12 protein-coding genes are annotated in these 18,848 nt (G+C 70.3%); 8 read left to right on the forward strand and 4 right to left on the reverse strand.

From position 1 onward, the window contains the following. The first annotated feature begins 19 nt into the window (after positions 1-19). Entirely contained in the window at positions 20-259 is a 240-nt protein-coding gene (locus tag ACZ6SF_RS06900; RefSeq protein WP_466061018.1) for a hypothetical protein, read from the forward strand. A gap of 69 nt (positions 260-328) precedes the next feature. After that, on the forward strand, positions 329-1,357 hold the full coding sequence (locus ACZ6SF_RS06905) for a hypothetical protein (protein ID WP_466061019.1): 1,029 nt from the start codon (positions 329-331) through the stop codon (positions 1,355-1,357). Here the strand turns inward: ACZ6SF_RS06905 and ACZ6SF_RS06910 are convergent. After that, entirely contained in the window at positions 1,354-1,776 is a 423-nt protein-coding gene (locus ACZ6SF_RS06910) for an organic hydroperoxide resistance protein (protein WP_466061020.1), read from the reverse strand. The two genes, ACZ6SF_RS06905 and ACZ6SF_RS06910, sit on opposite strands and share 4 nt — an antisense overlap. Before the next feature lie 206 nt (positions 1,777-1,982). Between ACZ6SF_RS06910 and ACZ6SF_RS06915 the strand changes: the two genes are divergently transcribed. Next, on the forward strand, positions 1,983-2,342 hold the full coding sequence (locus tag ACZ6SF_RS06915; protein WP_466061021.1) for a hypothetical protein: 360 nt from the start codon (positions 1,983-1,985) through the stop codon (positions 2,340-2,342). A gap of 48 nt (positions 2,343-2,390) precedes the next feature. On the opposite strand, the gene ACZ6SF_RS06920 is transcribed toward ACZ6SF_RS06915, so the two are convergent. Beyond that, the gene (locus tag ACZ6SF_RS06920) at positions 2,391-2,894 is read right to left on the reverse strand and encodes an SRPBCC family protein (RefSeq protein WP_466061366.1); all 504 of its coding nucleotides are present in this window, start codon (positions 2,892-2,894) and stop codon (positions 2,391-2,393) included. A 290-nt stretch (positions 2,895-3,184) separates the two neighbouring features. On the opposite strand from ACZ6SF_RS06920, the gene ACZ6SF_RS06925 reads away from it, so the two are divergent. The 4 genes from ACZ6SF_RS06925 (at position 3,185) to ACZ6SF_RS06940 (ending at position 13,874) form a co-directional block, all read left to right on the forward strand. After that, entirely contained in the window at positions 3,185-4,231 is a 1,047-nt protein-coding gene (locus ACZ6SF_RS06925) for an alpha/beta hydrolase (RefSeq protein WP_466061022.1), read from the forward strand. A gap of 283 nt (positions 4,232-4,514) precedes the next feature. Further along, entirely contained in the window at positions 4,515-11,027 is a 6,513-nt protein-coding gene (locus ACZ6SF_RS06930) for a type I polyketide synthase (protein WP_466061023.1), read from the forward strand. Then, a complete protein-coding gene (locus tag ACZ6SF_RS06935; protein ID WP_466061024.1) occupies positions 11,024-12,469 on the forward strand; it encodes an MFS transporter in 1,446 nt (481 codons plus the stop codon). The genes ACZ6SF_RS06930 and ACZ6SF_RS06935 overlap by 4 nt, the downstream gene beginning before the upstream one ends. 10 nt (positions 12,470-12,479) lie before the next feature. Further along, positions 12,480-13,874, forward strand: coding sequence for a condensation domain-containing protein (locus tag ACZ6SF_RS06940; RefSeq protein WP_466061025.1), 1,395 nt, complete (start codon positions 12,480-12,482; stop codon positions 13,872-13,874). 6 nt (positions 13,875-13,880) lie between these two features. On the opposite strand, the gene ACZ6SF_RS06945 is transcribed toward ACZ6SF_RS06940, so the two are convergent. After that, positions 13,881-16,373, reverse strand: coding sequence for an ABC transporter permease (locus tag ACZ6SF_RS06945; protein WP_466061026.1), 2,493 nt, complete (start codon positions 16,371-16,373; stop codon positions 13,881-13,883). 280 nt (positions 16,374-16,653) lie between these two features. Between ACZ6SF_RS06945 and ACZ6SF_RS06950 the strand changes: the two genes are divergently transcribed. Continuing rightward, the gene (locus ACZ6SF_RS06950; protein ID WP_466061027.1) at positions 16,654-17,793 is read left to right on the forward strand and encodes an acyl-CoA dehydrogenase family protein; all 1,140 of its coding nucleotides are present in this window, start codon (positions 16,654-16,656) and stop codon (positions 17,791-17,793) included. 18 nt (positions 17,794-17,811) lie between these two features. Here the strand turns inward: ACZ6SF_RS06950 and ACZ6SF_RS06955 are convergent, their stop codons facing one another. After that, positions 17,812-18,702 carry an alpha/beta hydrolase gene (locus tag ACZ6SF_RS06955; RefSeq protein WP_466061367.1) on the reverse strand — a complete coding sequence of 297 codons (891 nt, stop codon included), beginning with the start codon at positions 18,700-18,702 and terminating at the stop codon, positions 17,812-17,814. Positions 18,703-18,848: the final 146 nt, after the last annotated feature.

Genomic DNA, 18,848 nt, shown 5'->3' on the forward strand with positions numbered 1-18,848 from the left:
CGGACGCGATGACACCTTCGTGAACACCGAAGTGATTCCGCCGGCCGAGCGGCGGGATATGGTGCGGCGACTGATCGCACTGTGCCATATCGCGAACGACCTCGTCGAACTCGCCGAACGTGACCCGGCCGCCGCGCAACCGGCGCCGGCGGCCCTGCTCGAATACGCCCGGCAGCTGCGGGGCGGACTGCGTGATTCGGTCGTGGATCTGGTGGCGGGCGGCCATGCCGAGCACGAGGGCCGGGGCACCGCCGCCTGACCGACCGCTGTGCGGCGCAACGAGTTCGCGCGCTATTCCCACCCGTGGGCGCAGATCTAAACTGAATTGATGGTCAAGCCGACCCCGTGGGGCGCGAGCGAAGGTGACGGCGCCGCACCATCCGGTGCGATCCGGACCGCAGAACCGGCGGCCGCCGGGCCCGATGCGGGCATACCGGCGGCCCGGTCCGCCGAGGCGGAGGAACGGGCGCGCCGCTGGAACAGACGCCGGGAACTCGCCGGCATCGCATTGCGCGGTACCCGCGAGCGTGCCGAGGATATCCGCAACGCACCCCGGATGCGCGGCAAGTGGGGTTATGTATTCACCGGGCTGGGCGGTGTCATCACGTTCATCCTGATGTTCCAGCACTGGATGGTCGCCCACGGACCCGACGGTATGGCCGGAGCCACCCCGTTCGGCCAGGTCGATTCCACCACGCGGTATCTGACGGTCTGGTCGTCGCAGGGCCCGCCGCCCGCCGCCGACCTCACCGGTTCGTGGGCGGTGACCGCCAGTAGCGTTATCGCCGTCACCCTCGCGGCCATCGCGATCCATATCGTCACCGATTCCCGGCGATTCGCGCGGATCGCCACCGGCGGCGCCGTGCTCACCGCGATCCTGGTGCTGGTCAATCTGCTGTATCTGACCTCACGGCAGAAATCCCTCAAGAATATGACGATCCGGCGCTGGGATCTCGGCGGCCAGATCGGTTCCTGGGTGAACTGGGCGTTCAACGACGGGACGAAACCGGTCGCGGGCCTCAACCAGGTCGACTACGTCGCCTCCGGCACCATCACCACCGCCGCCATCGCCGCGATACTCATCGCGGTGGGCGCCGCGGTGATCGCGGTGGCGTCGATGCCGCGCGACCGCGGCAAAGCGGTGCGGATGCCCTGGAAGATCAGCGTATCCCGGGAGACGGCCGCGAATTACCAGGCCTCCGCCGCCGATCGCGCGCCCGCCGAACCGGCCGAGGCCACCCCGCGACCGGCCGCCGCATCCGATGCGGAATCCACACCCGATCCCGTGGCCACCGAGCCGGATACGACGCCCGAAGGCCCGGCAAACGATGCGCCGGGCCCCTCGACCGGGACCTAGTCCTGCGCGATCCGCACCTCGACATCGATATTGCCGCGGGTGGCGTTGCTGTACGGGCAGACCTCGTGCGCCCGGTCCGCCAGTTTCCGAGCCTCCTCGAGCGCGACATTCGGGAGCGAGACCTCGAGCACCACGGTCAACCCGAAGGCTCCGTCGGCGTTAGCGCCGAGACCGACCTTGGCACCGACCGCGGAATCGTCGGTATTCGCCTTGGCTTCCGAACCCACCAGGCGCAGCGCGGAATGGAAACAGGCCGCGTAGCCGGCCGCGAACAATTGTTCGGGGTTGGCGCCCTCGCCGCTGCCGCCCATTTCCTTCGGCATCGCCAGGTCCAGATCGATTCTGCCGTCGGTGGTCCGGGTGTGGCCGTTGCGGCCGTCACCGGTGGACAACGCTTCGGCCGTATACAGAACACGCATGGCGTCTCCTCTGCTCGTACTCATCCGCGGTGGCCGACCACCGCGGCCCGCAACCGGTGCCGCGGGGCCGTCCGCAGTGTAGTGTCGCGCGCGATACCGGATCGGTTGCGGCACAGGCGCGGTTACCCAGGACCATCCGGCGGCTGTACAGGTTTCCAGCGATCGCGAGGCATATGTTCCCGAATCAGATTTCCACCGACTATCCGATGTCACCCATCCCGGAGGACGCCTACGGGCGCGGCGGCCCCGTCCCCGCCCCGCGGGAACGGGATCTGGTGATCACCGGCCTGCTGTGGTTCCTGCTGGCGACCCTGGCGATCGTCTCGGTCGTCCTCTCGCCGTGGTTCCTCCTGGCGATGGGAGTCTGTGAGGGCCGCGCCGGCTGCAGCACCGATCCCAGTGTCGGGAACTGGATCATCGTGCTGGGCGGCAGTCTCGGGTTCCTGCTCGGGGCCGGGGTTTCGGTCAACGCCGCGCGCAGCGGGCGGGCGCTGTACCCGGGCGCGCTGGTCGGTGTGGGGCTGGTGCTGGCCGCGTGGCTGGCCGGCTCGTTGATGATGGGCTGATTGCTGCCCGGTGCCGTGGGGCCGGGTGGTCCCACGGCACCGGGAGAACTACCGCTGTTCCGCGGTGGCGAAACGCTGATCGGTGTAGCGGCGCAGATTGGCGAGGAAGCGGCGGAACGCCATATTCATGAACGGTCCCGCGAGCCACGAGGTGTAGCGCGCCGGACCGGCCAGCCGCTGGGCCAGGGTCCAGGTCAGCCGGCATCCCTGCGCCGTGGGCACGATCCGGTAGTCCTCGGCGAACGCCGCCACCGCGCCGGTGGTGCAGCTGTTGAACCGGAACGCCATCCGGGTATACGGCTCCCAGGCCAGGAATTCCTCGTCACCGACCAGGCCGCCGCGCATATCGACCACCCGGGTGGTGCCGACGCCGCGCGGTTCCGGAGTGGTCCAGGTGACCTTGGTGATCACCGAAGCCCACTGCGGCCAGGATTGCGCGTCGGCCAGCACCTCGAACAGTTGCTCGGGGGTGATCGCCAGGTCCACACTGTTGCTGAATTTCAGCGGCGCGTTCTCGATGAATTCGAGACCCACTCGCTCGCACGGCCGCATCGCGCTCATCGCCGGCCACCACCGATCGCCATTGCCTCGTACCGGTGTGCGCGGACGTCCATGCGCTGGTTCCTCTCGTCGTCGCCGCAGCCGACCGCCGCGGCTGCCGTCCAACCGATGGTTACACCTGTCCAGTCATCTGTCCATAGACGCTCCCGGCGTTCTGGGAAGAACGTCGCCACCAGGGCACCTTGGGATCGAGAGCAGCCGGACGCCCCCGGCGCTGGCCCGCGTCACAGAAATCCCCGGAACCGCACCGAGTCCACCGGCGCCGGGAATAGCGTCCGGCGATGCCACGACCGCACCGCAGGCGCCGCGCCGCACGCGTTCTGCTCGTCTCGGCCACCGTCGCCACCCTCGTCCCAGCGACGGTCGCGCCCACCACCGCGAACCCCGCGCCCGCTCCACCGGCCGCCGGCGAATCCACGGCCGGGCCGGCCCGCGTCACCGGGACCCGGCCGCTCGCTGGACGCGCCGTCGAACTCACGGTGTTCTCGGCCGCCATGGGCCGGGTGATTCCCGTGCGGGTGCTACCCGCGGCCGATCCCGGGGCCGCGGCTCCGGTCCTCTATCTGCTCAACGGGATCACCGGCGGCGGCGACGGCGGAAACTGGTTCGAGCGCACCGATATCGGCGAGTTCTTCGCGGGCGAACAGGTCACGGTGGTCAACCCGATCGGCGGCGCGGGCAGCTATTTCACGGATTGGCGGTCCGACGACCCGGTACTGGGGCGGCAGCGGTGGACCACCTTCCTGACCGCGGAACTGCCACCGCTCGTCGACGCCGCGTTCCACGGGACCGGCGCGAACGCTCTCGCCGGGGTGTCGATGGCGGCGGCATCGGTGTTCCAGCTGGCGCTGGCGGCCCCGGGCCGCTATCGCGCGCTCGGCTCCTATAGCGGGTGTGTGCGGACCAGCGATCCGCAAGGGCGGGCGATCGTCGAGTTGGTCGTCCGCAGCAACGGCGGCGATCCGCGGAATATGTGGGGTCCGCCGCAGGATCCCGCCTGGGCCGGTAACGACCCCTTCCTGCGTGGGGCGGATCTGCGTGGGACGACCGTCTACCTCTCGGCCGGAACGGGTGCGCCGGGGGTATTGGACACCATGCACGGACCGGGTATCGGGCAGAATCCCGGGAAGCTCGCCGATCAGCTCCTGGTGGGCGGACTCCTGGAGACCGTCGCCGCCGGATGCGCGGTCCGGCTGCGGGACCGCCTGCGGGAACTCGGTGTCGCCGCCACGGTGGCGTTGCGCCCGGACGGCACCCACTCCTGGGGTTACTGGCAGCAGGATCTGCACGATTCGTGGCCGCTCTTCGCCGCGGCACTGGGCAGCTGACCGCCGGTGCCGCCGGTGCGGCAAACATACTGGGCTGGTTCACAATTGATCCGGGTGCGGCTTGTGCGGTGACGGAGTGTTGTCCGGATGGCATTCCAGTGCACCGGAACTGCTCGGTAGCATCGGCCCCGAAGTCGTAGCGACACCGGATATTTTGCGACCGCATGGCATTTCGGCCGGACTTTCTTCGCACCGATCTTCCGGCGGCGTTCGCGGCGACGCCCTGCTCCAGATATTTCCGGCGGGAAACCGCGGCTCACCCCGTATTCGGGAGGACATACAGATGTCGGACATTGCCATCGTCGGTATCGGCTGCCGTTTCGGCGGGGGGATAGATTCCCCGGAGTCCTTCTGGGACTTCGTGATCGACAAACGCGATGCCGTGGTCGAGATCCCGCCGGACCGCTGGGACTATCGCCGCTACTACGACCCCGAGAAGCGCACGCCCGGCCGCAGCTACACCCGGCACGGCGCATTCCTCACCAGTGACCCGTGGGAATTCGACCCCGATTTCTTCGGGATCTCGCCCCGGGAGGCCACCGGCCTCGATCCGCAGCAGCGACTGCTGCTCGAGGTGGCCTGGGAGGCGCTCGACGATGCCGGCGTCGCCGGACGCGCCGCCGGTGAATCGGTGGGTGTGTACATCGGTGGATTCGTGGTGGACCAGTCGGTGGTGGGGGTCGTCGGGCCGGCGCTGGCGCATGTGGATATGCACACCGCGGCCAGCGCCTCGTACACGATGCTGTCCAACCGGATCGCCTACGCGCTCGATCTCGTCGGGCCGGCGCTCACCGTGGATACCGCGTGCTCGTCATCGCTGGTCGCGTTCCATCTGGCCTGTCAGGCCATCGAGAACGGCGATGCCACGATGGCGCTGGCCGGTGGCGTGAACGTCATGCTGCAGCCGGAGACGTTCGTGATGATGTGCAAGGGCGGCTTCCTGGCCACCGACGGCCGCTGCAAATCCTTCGACGCCGCCGGTGACGGGTACGGGCGCGGCGAGGGTGGCGGAATCGTGGTGCTGAAGAAGCTCGACGACGCCCTGCGCGACGGCGACCGGGTGTATGCGGTGGTGAAGGCGACCGGGTCGAACCAGGACGGTCGCACCGCCGCCATCACCGTGCCGAACGCCGATTCACAGGAAGCACTCGCCCGCACCGTCTGTGAGCGGTCCGGGCTGGCACCCGAACAGATCACCTATGTCGAGGCACACGGCACCGGAACACCGGTCGGCGATCCGATCGAACTGCGCGCACTGGGTTCGGTGTACGGCGCGGCCGGGGTCCGGGAACACACTCTCGGTGTGGGGTCGCTGAAGGCGACCCTCGGCCATACCGAGGCGGCCTCCGGGATCGCGAGCGTCATCAAATCGGCGCTCGCACTGCGGCATCGCACGATTCCACCGCAGGGCTGGCTGAACGAGCCCAATCCGGACATCCCCTTCGCCGACCTGAATCTGCATATCCAGCTCGAGCCGCAGCCGCTGCCCGCCGGCGCGGAGCCGATGGCCGTCGCGGTCAACGGATTCGGATACGGCGGCACCAACGCCCATACGATTCTGCAGGAGTTCCGTCCGGCCGCCGGTCCCGCGCCCGCGGGTCCCCGGCAGCACCTCGGGGTGCTGCCGATCTCGGCCCGCAGTGCGCCGGCGGTGCGGGCCATGGCGGGCCGGTTCGCCGATCTGCTCGAAGCGGGCGCCGACCCCGACCACCTGGCGGAGGCGGCGTGGACCCGGCTCGCCCATCACGGCTTCCGTACCGGGGTGCCGGTACGCGAACGCGAGGCCCTGATCGAGGAACTGCGCGGCTACGCGGGCGGGGAGGGCCGCGACGCGGTCCGCACCGTATCCCGGCGCACCGACGAACCGGTGTTCGTGTTCTCCGGTATGGGACCGCAGTGGTGGGGTATGGCGCGGGATCTGCTCGGCGCCGAGGGGGCGTTCGCCGCCACGGCGCGTACCGTCGACGACGCGTTCCACGAGGTCGCCGGCTGGTCGATCATCGAGGAACTGCTCCGCCCGGAGGAGGAGTCCCGGGTGACCGCGACCGAGGTCGCGCAACCCGCCAATTTCCTGGTCCAGGTGGGACTCGTCGCCGAACTCGCCGAACAGGGCATCACACCGGCGCGAATCGTCGGCCACAGCGTCGGTGAGGTCTCCGCGGCCTATGTCAGCGGCATGCTGACCTTGGAGGAAGCGGTCACGGTGGCCTATCACCGGTCTCGGTTGCAGGCCACCACGGCGGGGACCGGCGGCATGCTCGCGGCCGGGACCGGTGTGGACAAGGTGCGGGAGTATTTCACCGACGAGGACGCGGTCGATATCGCCGCGATCAACAGTCCCGGATCCCTCACCCTGGCCGGTGACGTGGACCGCCTCGACGAGATCGCCGAGAAACTCACCGAGGAGGGAGCTTTCGCGCGGGCGCTGCGGGTCGAGGTGCCGTATCACAGCCGCTTCATGGATCCCGTGCTCGGCGAACTGCGGACCGTACTGGCCGGGCTCTCGCCCCGCGCGCCGCGGATCCCGCTGGTGTCGACGGTGACCGCGGAAGCGGTCGTGGCGGCCGAGGACGGCTGGGACGCCGAATACTGGTGCGCGAACGTCCGGCAGCCGGTGCGGTTCGCCGATGCGGTCGGGGGCCTGGTCGCGGCCGGGCACCGGGTCTTCGTGGAGATCGGGCCGCATCCGGTGCTGTCGGGCAATATCCGCGAGATCCTGCTCGCCGCCGGAGAGAACGGCGCCACCGTCGCCACCCTGAACCGCAAGGAACACGACGCCGACAGTCTCCGGCGCACGCTCGCCGGTGTGTACGCGGCCGGTGTCCTGGACACCGGGACTCTCTTCCCCGCCGGCCGCCCCGCCACCGCACACCTGCCGCTGCCGCGCTATCCGTGGCAGAACACCAGGCTGCACAATCCGCTGCCGCTGTTCGAGCAGCTGCGGCTGGGCAGCGCCGATACCTACACGATGCTCGGCGATCCCGATATGGAAGGCCGGCCGGGCTGGATGCTGCAGGTCGGCACCGAACTGCTGCCGTGGCTGCCGGATCATGTCGTCGGCGGGATGCGGATCATGCCCGGCGCGGCCTACCTCGACGCGGCGCTCAGCGCCGCCGCCACCCGCTCCGGCGATACCCGCGTGGCACTCGAGGATGTGCGATTCGTGGCGCCGCTGGTGATGGCGCAACCGGATGTGCCGTTCCTCGAACTCGGTATCGAGGAGGCCAGCGGGCGGTTCCTGATCCGGTCGCGCAGCGCCACCGGCACGGTGTGGACCGTGCATTCCACCGGGCGCGCCCTCACCGGCAGCTACGAGACCATCGTCGACCCGGTACCGGAGCCGGAGGCGGCGATCGAGGTCGATCCCGAGTTGTTCTATGCCGCACTCGCCGCACGCGGCCTGCAGTACGGACCCGCGTTCCGCCGGGTGACCGCGGTTCGCGCCGGCCGCGATGCGGTGGTGGCGAGCGTCGACGGCGGTATCGCCGCCGGATCCGGGCATCTCGCGCACCCGGCGGTGGTGGACGCGGCGATGCAGACGGTGGCGATGCTGTTCGCGCGGGACGGGCTCGGCGACGGCGCCATGGTGCCGGTCGGGGTATCGGCGGTGCGCCTGTACCGGGCACTGCCCGAAGAGGTGACCGTGGTGGCGCGCCGCACCGAGGGAGCGCTCGCCGATGTGCGGCTGCTCGATGCCGAGGGCACCCTGTGCCTGCACCTGATCGGGGTCCGGCTGGGCGCTCTCACCCCCGGCGGGAGCCCGCTGCAGCGGATGGCCGACTTCTACTACGCCGAGACGATCGAGCGAGCCGATCCCGTGGACCCGCAGGCCCTCGGCGAGACCGGGACCGCCACCACGATCGTGCTCGCCCTCGGCGAGAGTGCCCGCGCCCGCGCGCTCGCCGACGCCGTGCCCGGCGCGCAGTACCGCCTCACGACCGGTACGGATCCCCATCTCGAAGCCGATCTCACGGCCCTGCTGCAGGCCGGCGCCGACGATCCCGGCACCACCCGGACCCATATCGTGGTCGTCGCGGGCCGGATCGACGACGATCTGGCCGATCTGTGGACGCTGAAACGTATCGCGGTGGCCGCGCATCTATTCCTCGCACCCGATGCGGGCGAATCGCCGATGGCCGCGGCGGCCGGCGACTCGTGCCATCTCACCCTGGTCACCGAACGCGCCTTCGCGCTGCCCGACGGCACCGAGGCCCCCGACTCACGCCAGACCGCCCTGGCCGGTGCGCGGCGGGTGCTGCTCAACGAGCAGCCCGCCCTGCGCTGGCGGCTCATCGATACCGAACCCGAAACCGGCATCGGCGAACTGACCACCGAACTCCGCGTACCCGGCGCCTTCCGCTACGACAACTCCGACGAAGTCCTGCTGCGCGACGGCGCCCGCTGGCTGCCCCGGATCACCACCCCGCTGCAGGACCGGATCGACGTCCTCGACACCGCGGAACCGCTCACCGACCCGGAGGCCGATTTCGCGCTGGAGATCCCCCGATCCAAACTGCTGTCCGCCCTCTCGTGGCGGCGCACCCCGCGGCGCGTACCCGGACCGGGCGAGGTCGAGGTCGGTATGCAGATCATCGGCCTCAACTACAAGGATCCCCTGAAGGTGATGGGAATTCTCGGCGAACGCGAACTCGCCGACACCTTCTTCGGAACGAGCCCGGGTATGGAGGGGGTCGGCCGGGTCACCGCACTCGGCGCGGGCGTCACCGATCTCGCGGTGGGGGATCTGGTCGCCCTGGCAGCCAAGGGCATGATGCGGCGTTACCACGTGGTGGACCGCGGCGCGGTGATCCCGCTGCCCGGCGACACCGATCCCGCGGTCTGCACCAGCACCACCGCCTTCGGCACCGCCGAATACTCGCTGCGGGACCTGGCCCGGCTGGAACCGGGTGAGACGGTATTGATCCACGGCGCCGCCGGCGGGGTCGGGTCCGCGGCGATCCAGGTCGCCAAAGCATGCGGGGCCCGGATCATCGGCACCGCGAGCACCCCGGAACGCCGGGCGCATATCCTCGCACTCGGCGCCGATCACGCGCTCGCCTCGCGGTCCCTGAATTTCGCCGACGATGTACTCGGACTCACCGACGGTGCAGGCGTGGATGTGATCCTGAGCTCGGCACCCGGCGAGGCGCTGCGCCAGAACTTCAAGGCCATCCGTGAATTCGGGCGCATCGTCGAGGTGGGCAAGGCCGATATCTACACCGGCGGCCTGCTCGAACTCGCGAATTTCGACAAGAACCTGTCCTACTTCTCCATGGATCTCGACCGGATGTGCCGGTTCCGGCCGCTGCAGCTGGCCGATCTGCTGCGCCGGGTGGTGGAGAAGTTCCGCTCCGGCGAATACCGCCCGCTGCCCTACGAGCTGTACGGCACCCACGAGGTCACCCGGGCATTCGACGACACCATCCGCTCCACCAGGGTCGGCCGCATCGCGCTGTCGATGACCGACGAGGCGCCACCGGTGCGGCCGATGCTGCCCGAGCTCGAGATCGATCCGGACGGCACCTATCTGATCACCGGCGGCTTCGGCGGATTCGGGATGGCCACCGGCACCTGGCTGGTGTCGAAGGGGGCGCGGCGCCTGGTGCTGCTCGGCCGCAGCGGCGCCTCGACCCCCGCCGCCCGTCAGCAGCTGGCGGCGTGGCGGGCCGCCGAGGTCACCGTGCTCGAGGAACGCGCCGATATCGCCGACCCGGAAGCCGTCGCGGCGGTGGTCGCCCGGGCACACGATTCCCGGCATCCACTGCGGGGTGTGTTCCACGCGGCGGGCGCGGTCGCCGACAACCGGGTCGAGCATATGGACTTCGAGCAGCTCTCCCGCGTGTACCGGTCCAAGGTGCACGGGGCACGGGTCCTGCACGACGCGGTCTCCGAAGCCGGCGCCGAGCTCGATATGTTCGTGCTGTATTCCTCCGGCGGAGCGATGTTCGGGATCTTCGGCCAGTACAACTACACGGCCGCCAATCTGGCCGTGGAGGCGCTGGCCGAGCGGTGGTCGCGGGCCGGTGAGCGGGTGCTGTGCGTGGGCTGGGGCCATATGTCGGGTGCGGCCGGTGGGATGGCGGCCGACGACAAGGTCGCGAAGTACCTGGAACTGGCCGGGTTCGGGGCGATCGATATGGCCGACGGCACCGTCTACCTGGAACAGGCGCTGCGGCTGGGGGTCACGCGGGCGGCCGTGATCCCCACCGACTGGTCCAAACTCACCGCCGCGTTCCCGCAGATGGGCCGGACCGGCCGGCTCGCCGCACTGGTGGCGGCCTCGGTACAGGACAATTCGATGCTGGCCACGCTCAAAGCCGAACTCGCCGCGCTGGACGAGAACAAACGCGGGCAGGCGATGGCACATATGCTCGCCGAGCAACTGGCGGTGGTGATGGGGGTGCAACCCGACACCATCGACCTGACCGCGCCGGTGACCGAACTCGGCCTGGATTCGCTCATGGCGGTCGAATTCGGTTCCCGGGTCAGCAAACAGCTCGGTATCGAGCTCATGTCGTTGCAGATGGGCCGGGCGTTCAGCCTGGAACAGGCCGGTCCGAAGGTCGCCGAGCTGATCCTGGCCACCGATCCCGCGGGCGGGTTCGCCGCCGCGCTGCCCGGGGCCGCCCCGGGGAACGGGCAGGTGGTGTCCGGCGGCGAACCGGCGAACGGGAACGGCCACCCCGGAAACGGTGTCCCGGGCGACCCGGCCGCCGCGACCGGGAACGGTGCCGCCGGATCCGTGCCCACGCACGCCGGGGACCCCGCCCGCGTACCGGAAGAGGCGCATTCGTGACGGAGACCGCCACCGGCGCCCGGACTCTCGGCGGTCCGGGGGCCTGGCTCGCGTTCACCGGCTGTCTGCTGTCGGTGTTCATGCAGATGATCGACGTGACCATCGTGAACACCGCGCTACCGGCCATCACCGTCGACCTGCGGGCCACGTCGGCGCAGCAACTGCTGATCGTGTCGGGGTACTCGCTGGCGTTCGCCTGCACGCTGCTGCCCGCGGCCCGGCTGGGTGCGCGGACCGGGCGGCGCCGGATGTTCCTGTCGGCCGTGGTCGCGTTCACCGCGGCCTCGGTGTGGTGCGGAACCGCCGGCGGTGCGGGCGAACTCGTCGTCGCGCGGATCGCGCAGGGCGTAGCGGGTGCGGGTATGGCGGCGCAGACCATCGCGGTGCTCACCGCCCTGTTCCCCCGGGAACTGCACACGACGGTGTTCGCGCTGTACGGCGCCACCTCCGGTTTCGCGGGACTGCTCGGCCCGATCCTGGGCGGCGGGCTGGTCACCGCCGATATCGGTGGTCTCGGCTGGCACAGCGTCTTCCTGATGAATCTGCCGCTGGGAATCGTGGCCTTCGCGCTGGCGTGGCGCTATCTCCGGCTCGCCGCGCCGCCGCGGCGCGCGCCGATGGACCCGGCCGGTGTGGTGCTCTCGGCGGTCACTCTTTTCGGCCTGCTCTACGGGCTGTCGGAAATCCACCTCCACGGCTGGCGGACCCTGCCCTGCCTGATCGTCGCGGCATCCCTCGCGGCGGGTGCGCTCACTCTGTGGCACGAACGCCGCGCCGATCGGCGCGGGGCCGGGCCGCTGGTACGGCTGGATCTCTTCGCCGACCGCGGGTTCGCGGTCGGCGCGATCGTGGTGACCGGTTTCTTCGGGCTGTTCACCGCGTTCGTCTTCGCCATCTCCATCACCCTGCAGGATGTGCTGCAGTTCTCGCCGCTGCGCACCGGAATCGCGATGACGCCGTTCGCGCTCGGCGCCGGGGCGGGCGCGCTGCTCTCCCCTCTCCTGGTGAAGCGGTGGGGTGTGCGGGTGCTCGCGGGCGGGCTGGTGCTCTACGCGGTCTGCGTGGCGGCGGGTGTGGTGTATGTGAATCTCACCGACGGCCGGGTGAATATGCTGCTGTGCGCCGTACCGGTGCTGCTGTGCGGTGCCGGCGCGGGCGTTTTCGCGGTACCGCTGCAGCCGATCATGCTGGCCGGGCTCGACGACGAGCAGATGCCCGAGGCATCCGGATTACTGCCCACCATCGAGCAGATCGGCAACGGGGTCGGTCTCGCACTGTTGTCCGCCGTATTCTTCCGTGCCCACACCCTGGGCGGCAGCACCGTCATGCTGTCCGCGATCGCCGTGGTCGCGATCGTCCTGGCCGTGGTCACGCTGGCATTGCCCGACCCGGCCGGCGCGCCGGTCCGGCCCGTACCGGCCCCCGCGCCGGCGGTGAACTGAGGTACGAGAGATGGTCGATTTCGGACTCATCGACGAATGGAACCCTGCCCCCGGACGGGTGGTGAGCTGGACGGCGACAGCCCGGTCCCGGGAGTACGCGGCGGCCGCGCCGGTACACAGCGCGCCACCCTCCCATCAACAGGAGCACTACCTGCGCCAGGCATACCGCAATACCGATGCGGAGTTCCGGGTTTCCGGGCTGTGCCTGGCGACGGCGGAGGTACCCGCCGTCCTGGACCGCGACGCGATGACCCGTGCGGTCAACGAATTCCTGCTCCGCCACGACACCTTCCGCAGCCGGTTCTCCCCGGCACCCGACGGCACCATGCACCGGCATCTGCTCGACCCGGAGCGGATCGAGTTCGGACCGGTCGACCACGGCCCGATCGGCAGCGCCGCGCGGATCCGCGATCTCGTCCAGCGCGAGACACCGGCCCCGCCGCAGTGGGACTGTTTCACCTTCTGGGCGATCGAGCACGACGACTCCACCACCGTCTGCCTGGCCGTCGACCATCTGCACACCGACGGTGTGGGCCAGCACATCTCGTGCTTCGAACTGGCCTGCCTCTACGCCGAACACGCCTGGGATCAGGCGACCCCCGTTCCGGCGCCCGCCAGCTACACCGACTACTGCGCCCGCGAGCGCGCGGCCTCGGCGCAACTCACCCAGGCCTCCCCGACGGTCCAGACCTGGCTGCGGCTGCTCCGCGGCAACGACGGCGAACTCCCGTCGTTCCCGCTGGATCTGGGGATCGGCGACAGCGGCGCCCACCGCAGTGCCCACCGGACCGTCGCACTGTTCGGCGAGGACGAGGCGGCCCGGTTCGAGAAGCTCTGCCGCGACCACGGCGGCGAATTCGCCGGCGGGGTCTTCGCCGCGGCGGCCCTGGCCGAACGCGAACTCACCGACAGCGACTACTACTTCGGCATCACCCCACTCAACACGCGCTCCACTTTCGAAGAGATGGCCTCGATCGGCTGGTATGTGGCCCTGGTACCGGTGGCGTTCCCGATCGGGATGCGCGCGTCGTTCGAGCGGATGGTCGCCCGCGCCCAGCGCGCCTACGAGAACGGCATGCGGCTGAAATCCACCACCATTCATCGTGTGCTCGAGCTGGCGCCGGCGGGTAGCGGGATCGAGGTGGCGCCGGACTGGTCCAATCCGATGATCTCCTATGTCGACGCCCGCGATTTCGCGGGCAGCGAGTTCTTCGACTTCGCGCGCGGCGGCCTGTACGGAAACCGCGCCGCGAGCGAGGAGGCGCTGATCTGGATCAACCGGCTGCCCGCGGAGACCACGATCAGCGTTGTCTACCCGGACAACCCCGTTGCCCACGAATCGGTGGACCGCTATCTCACCGCGCTGGCCACGATCTTCCGGGAGGCCGCCCGGGAACGCCCGTGACCGCGCTCAATCGACCGCCAGGGCCTCCACGATCGGCATCCGGGCCGCCCGCACGGCCGGTGGCACCGACCCCAGCAGGGCCAGCGCCAGGGCCACGACGCCGTAGACGACGAGCAGCGGGCTCGCCTCGTAGACGACATCGATCGTGAGCGCGTGGCCGATGGCCACGGCCGACAGGTACTGCACCGCCGCGCCGACCAGCAGCCCCAGAAGCGCGCCCACCAGACCGATCCCGGCCGCTTCGGCCAGCACCGAGCGCAGCAGGAAACGACGATCGGTGCCCATGGCGCGCAGGACCCCGATCTCGCGGCGGCGGTCCAGCACCGACAGCATGAGGGTGTTCAGCAGGGCGATGGTGGCGACCAGCACCACGATCCAGAGAATGTTGGTGGCCAGCGCGGTCCCCTGCCGCAGGCTGCCCGCCGTCGCCTCGACGGCCTCGCGACCGGAGTCGATGTAGAGGTCCGGGGGTACCACCTGCCGCAGGGCCGCGCGCACAGTCTCCGGGTCGGCACCGGGAGCGAGATCCACGGCGAGGGTGGTCTCCCCCGGTCGCTGATACCAGCCGCGCATACGGTCGAGATCCATCATGATGACGCCCGCGATCGCGGAGAAGTACGGGATCACCTGCAGCACCCGCACCTCGTGCCGGCCGGTCGGGGTGGGCAGGGTGACCTGATCCCCCTCGGAGACCCCCAGCGATCGTGCGACGTCCCGGGAGACCACCACCCCCTGGCCGGTGACCAGCAGGCGCGCGACCTCTGGAGTGATCTCCGAGCTGAGACGGGTGTTGTCGGCGGAGGCGGGAAAACCTTGAAGCAGTACCCGCCCCGCCCCCACACTGGCGAAGGCCAGCTGCGCCGGATTCACCGACTCCACCCCCGGCACGGCTTCCAGCCGCTCCTCGAGGCCGTCGGGAAGCAGCGGCCCGGTGGGGAATTGCGCCATCGATCCCGGCGTCACCCAAAAATCCGTGGCGGCCAGATTCTCGAAACTCTGTCCCGCCGAATCGACGACGTTGCGGGTGGCGCTCCCGGTGGACACCACCGCCGCCACCCCGATCAGGACCGTCATCGCGGTCGCCCACACCCGGCGCGGCGCCCGCTCGAGTGTGGTCGCGCCCAGCGCGCCCGGACCACCGAACCAGCGCGCGATCGCACCCGCCGCCCGGACGATCGGGGTGGTCGCGGCGAAACAGAGCACGATGGCCGCGCCGAAGGACAGCGAGATCGAGGCGAGCGACCACATACCCAGATCCGTTTCGGCCACCTGGATCGAGGCCGCCACCATGACCAGGCCGAGCACCAGCGATGCCCGGCGCACCGCCGGGCGCGCGGTATCGGTGGCGGCGGCGCCGACCGGCACCAGCGCCTCGATCGGTTGCACCCGGTAGACCGCGCGGGCCGCGAAAGCCGACGCCAGCACACTGGCCAGCACACACAGTCCGATCGCGACCGGGATCGCGTACCCGGGGACCTGGTATTCGGTCCGCGCCTCCACCGACTGCACGATCGCGGCCGGGAGCCGGTCGATCGCGATCCGGCCCATGACGATGCCGATACCGGCGCCGATCAGTCCGCCCAGCGCCCCGACCAGCACCGCTTCTGCCAGGAGATCGCGGATCACCGGCAGGCGGCGGCCACCGATGGCCCGGAGCAGCGACAGGGTGGGGCGGCGCTGGGCGATCGCCATGGCCATGGCGTTGTAGATGAGGAACGCCGAGACGACGAGCGCCGCCGCGGCGGCCATCAGGGTCGAATACCGGATGATCATCACCGCGCCCCCGGCCTGCGCCGCCCGCAGGCCCGCGTCGGCGACCACCGCGCGACCGGCCACGGTATCGGTCAGCGCGGCCCGCAGCCGCCCGATATCGGCGCCGGGTTCGGCGATGATCTGGATGGAATCCAGCTGCCCGGGCCGGCCGGTGAGTTTCTGTGCGGTGACCAGGGTGGTGGCGATCAGATACCCGCCGTTGAGCTGCCCCGCGCCGTCGGCGTCGAGGATGCCGGCGACGGTCGCGGTACCCGAGCCGAGGGGGAACGTATCGCCCTCCCGGTAACCCATGGCCGCGCCGGTGAGCACCCCGTCGGGAACGGTCAGCAGTTTCGCCGCCCCGTCCCCGAGCGATCCGGTGAGCGAACTGCCCAGTTCGGCGATCCGGGCGTCCGCGCCCACCAGCAGCGCCCGGTTCTCGTCCGCCCCGGTCTGGGCGCGCAGCATGGGGACGGCCGTTTTCACCCCGGGCGTCGCCGCCACCGGTCCCAGCAGGTCCTGCCCGAATCCGGCATCGGTGATACCGCTGACCTCGAGCCGGGCCGTACCACCGAGACCGGCCACGAGTTTGTCGACCGAACCGGTCACCGAACCGGAGATACTGAACACCGCGACCAGCAGCGCCGCCGAGACCGCCATCACCGTCAGCGATATGAGGGTGCGGCCGCGATGCACCACGAGATCACCGATATTGAACAGCCGGAACCGATCCCAGCCCGCGGTCATCGGCATACTCCCCGGCGGCGGGCACTGCCCGATCCCTGCGCCACGGTGTCCATCGCGATCCCCGTCCCGGCCGCGCCCCGGCCTTCTCGATTCGGCCTTCATCCTCGTCCACACCGGGCGATCCCGCTATGCCCGGGGCGCGATCCTGTGATGCCTCCCCATCGACGACCACCCGGGTTTCCGCTACGGGGCGGACGGGCGCTCGACCCGGACGCACGGAACGCACGCCGGGCCGCCTCAGTACCCTGATTCTCGAATCGATCATCGTTCGAGGAGCATCGTGGCTGTCGAGAGAATGCTGCCCACCGCCGAGGCATACGAGCTGATCCAGCTGACCCGGGATATCGCGGACAAGGCCATGGCGCCGATCGTGGACGAGCACGAACGCCACGAGACCTATCCCGACGGATTGTTCGCCACCCTCGGCGACGCCGGCCTGCTGAGCCTGCCCTACCCCGAGGAATGGGGCGGCGGCGGCCAGCCGTACGAGGTGTACCTGCAGGTTCTGGAAGAACTGGGCAGCCGGTGGGCGGCGGTCGCGGTCGCGGTGAGCGTGCACAGTCTGGCCTGCCACCCGTTGCTGGCCTTCGGTACCGAGGAGCAGAAGCGGCGCTGGCTGCCCGAGATGCTGGGCGGGCACACCATCGGCGCCTACAGCCTCTCCGAACCCCAGGCGGGCTCCGATGCCGCGGCTCTGTCCTGTAAGGCCGCACCCGCCGACGGCGGCTACCGGATCAACGGCAGCAAGGCCTGGATCACCCACGGCGGGATCGCCGATTTCTACAACCTGTTCGCCCGCACCGGCGAGGGGTCACGCGGGATCAGCTGTTTCCTGGTGCCCAAGGGCACCGAGGGGCTGAGCTTCGGTAAACCCGAGGAGAAGATGGGCCTGCACGCGGTGCCGACCACCTCGGCGCATTACGACAACGCCTTCCTGCCCACCGAGCGGCGTCTCGGCGACGAGGGCCAGGGTCTGCAGATCGCGTTGAGCGCCCTGGACTCCGGCCGGCTGGGAATCGCCGCGGTGGCCGTCGGCCTGGCGCAGGCGGCCCTCGACGAGGCCGTCGCCTACGCCCGCGAACGCACGGCGTTCGGCAAGGCCATCATCGACCATCAGGGGCTCGGCTTCCTGCTCGCCGATATGGCCGCGGCCGTGGGCTCGGCCCGGGCGACCTATCTGGACGCCGCACGCCGGCGGGACGCGGGCCGGCCCTATTCCACCGAGGCCAGTATCGCCAAGCTGACCGCCACCGATGCCGCCATGAAGGTCACCACCGACGCGGTGCAGGTGCTCGGCGGTTACGGCTACACCCGGGATTTCCGGGTGGAACGGTTCATGCGCGAAGCCAAGATCACCCAGATCTTCGAGGGCACCAACCAGATCCAGCGGATGGTGATCGCCCGCGCGCTCGCCCGGTAGCCCGGCGCGCCCCGGTCATCAGGCGCCGATCGCGCGCGCGAGATGGGGCCAGGAATCGTGCAGGTCGTATTCGAACTGGCCCCAGGTATGCGCGCCCGCGGGCCGGTCGACGTGGACCGCGCCGATTCCCAACTGCCCGAGCCGGGCGGCGAACGCCGAGGTGCAGGCATCGGCGATGGCCTCCACCGGCGGGAACCCCCAGCCCCGGTCGATCGCGCCGGGGGTACCGGAGGCGGCGGAGAGGTAGACGGTTTTGCCCGCCAGCCGGGACGCGTGCGCGAACGCGTCGTGGGCCTGCCAGCCGGCCGCGCCCGGCGGGCCCCACATATTCGCGGGGTTCGCGCCGCCCCGCACCACCTGGGCGCTCACCATCGCGATCCCGGCCGGGTCCGCCGCCCACGGGCATCCGCTGTAGGAGGCGACGGCCTGATAGCGGCCGGGGTCCTGAATCGCGAGGTCCACCGCCGACCCCCCGCTCATCGACACCCCGGCCACCGCGTTGCGGCCGGTGGTCCCGAACCGCGCGTCCACCACCGCGGGCAGTTCCCGCGTGAGATAGGTCTGCCAGCGGGCCCGGCCGACGGCCGGATCGTCGGTATGCCAATCGGTGTACATGCTGTAGGCGCCGCCCACCGGCATCACCACGTTCACATTCTTGTCCGCGAAGAACTGCCGGACATCGGTGTTGTCCCACCAGGAGATACCGTCGGCGCCGCCGCCGATCCCGGTGAGCAGGTACACGGTGGGCGCCGGCCCCCCGCCCGCCGCCGGGATGACCCGGTTGGTGACCACCGTGTTCATCGCGGGAGAGAACACCTCCAGCTGGATCGCGCGACCGTCGAGCGGCCGCTCCGCGTGCACGCGCGGTCCGGGTTCGGCCGTGGCGTGAGGGGACGTGGACAGAAACATCGCGGCGACGATCGCCGCACTCGCCGACGCGAGCCAAGACTTGTACCGCACCTTGTCCGGGTACCCATTCGCGCGTCGTAATCCTCAGTGGCGGAGCAGGTTTCCACCGTGCGCGGCGCGAGAGGAGCGCCCCGCGTCCCCCGCGC

This window comes from Nocardia sp. NPDC049935 (assembly GCF_055586645.1).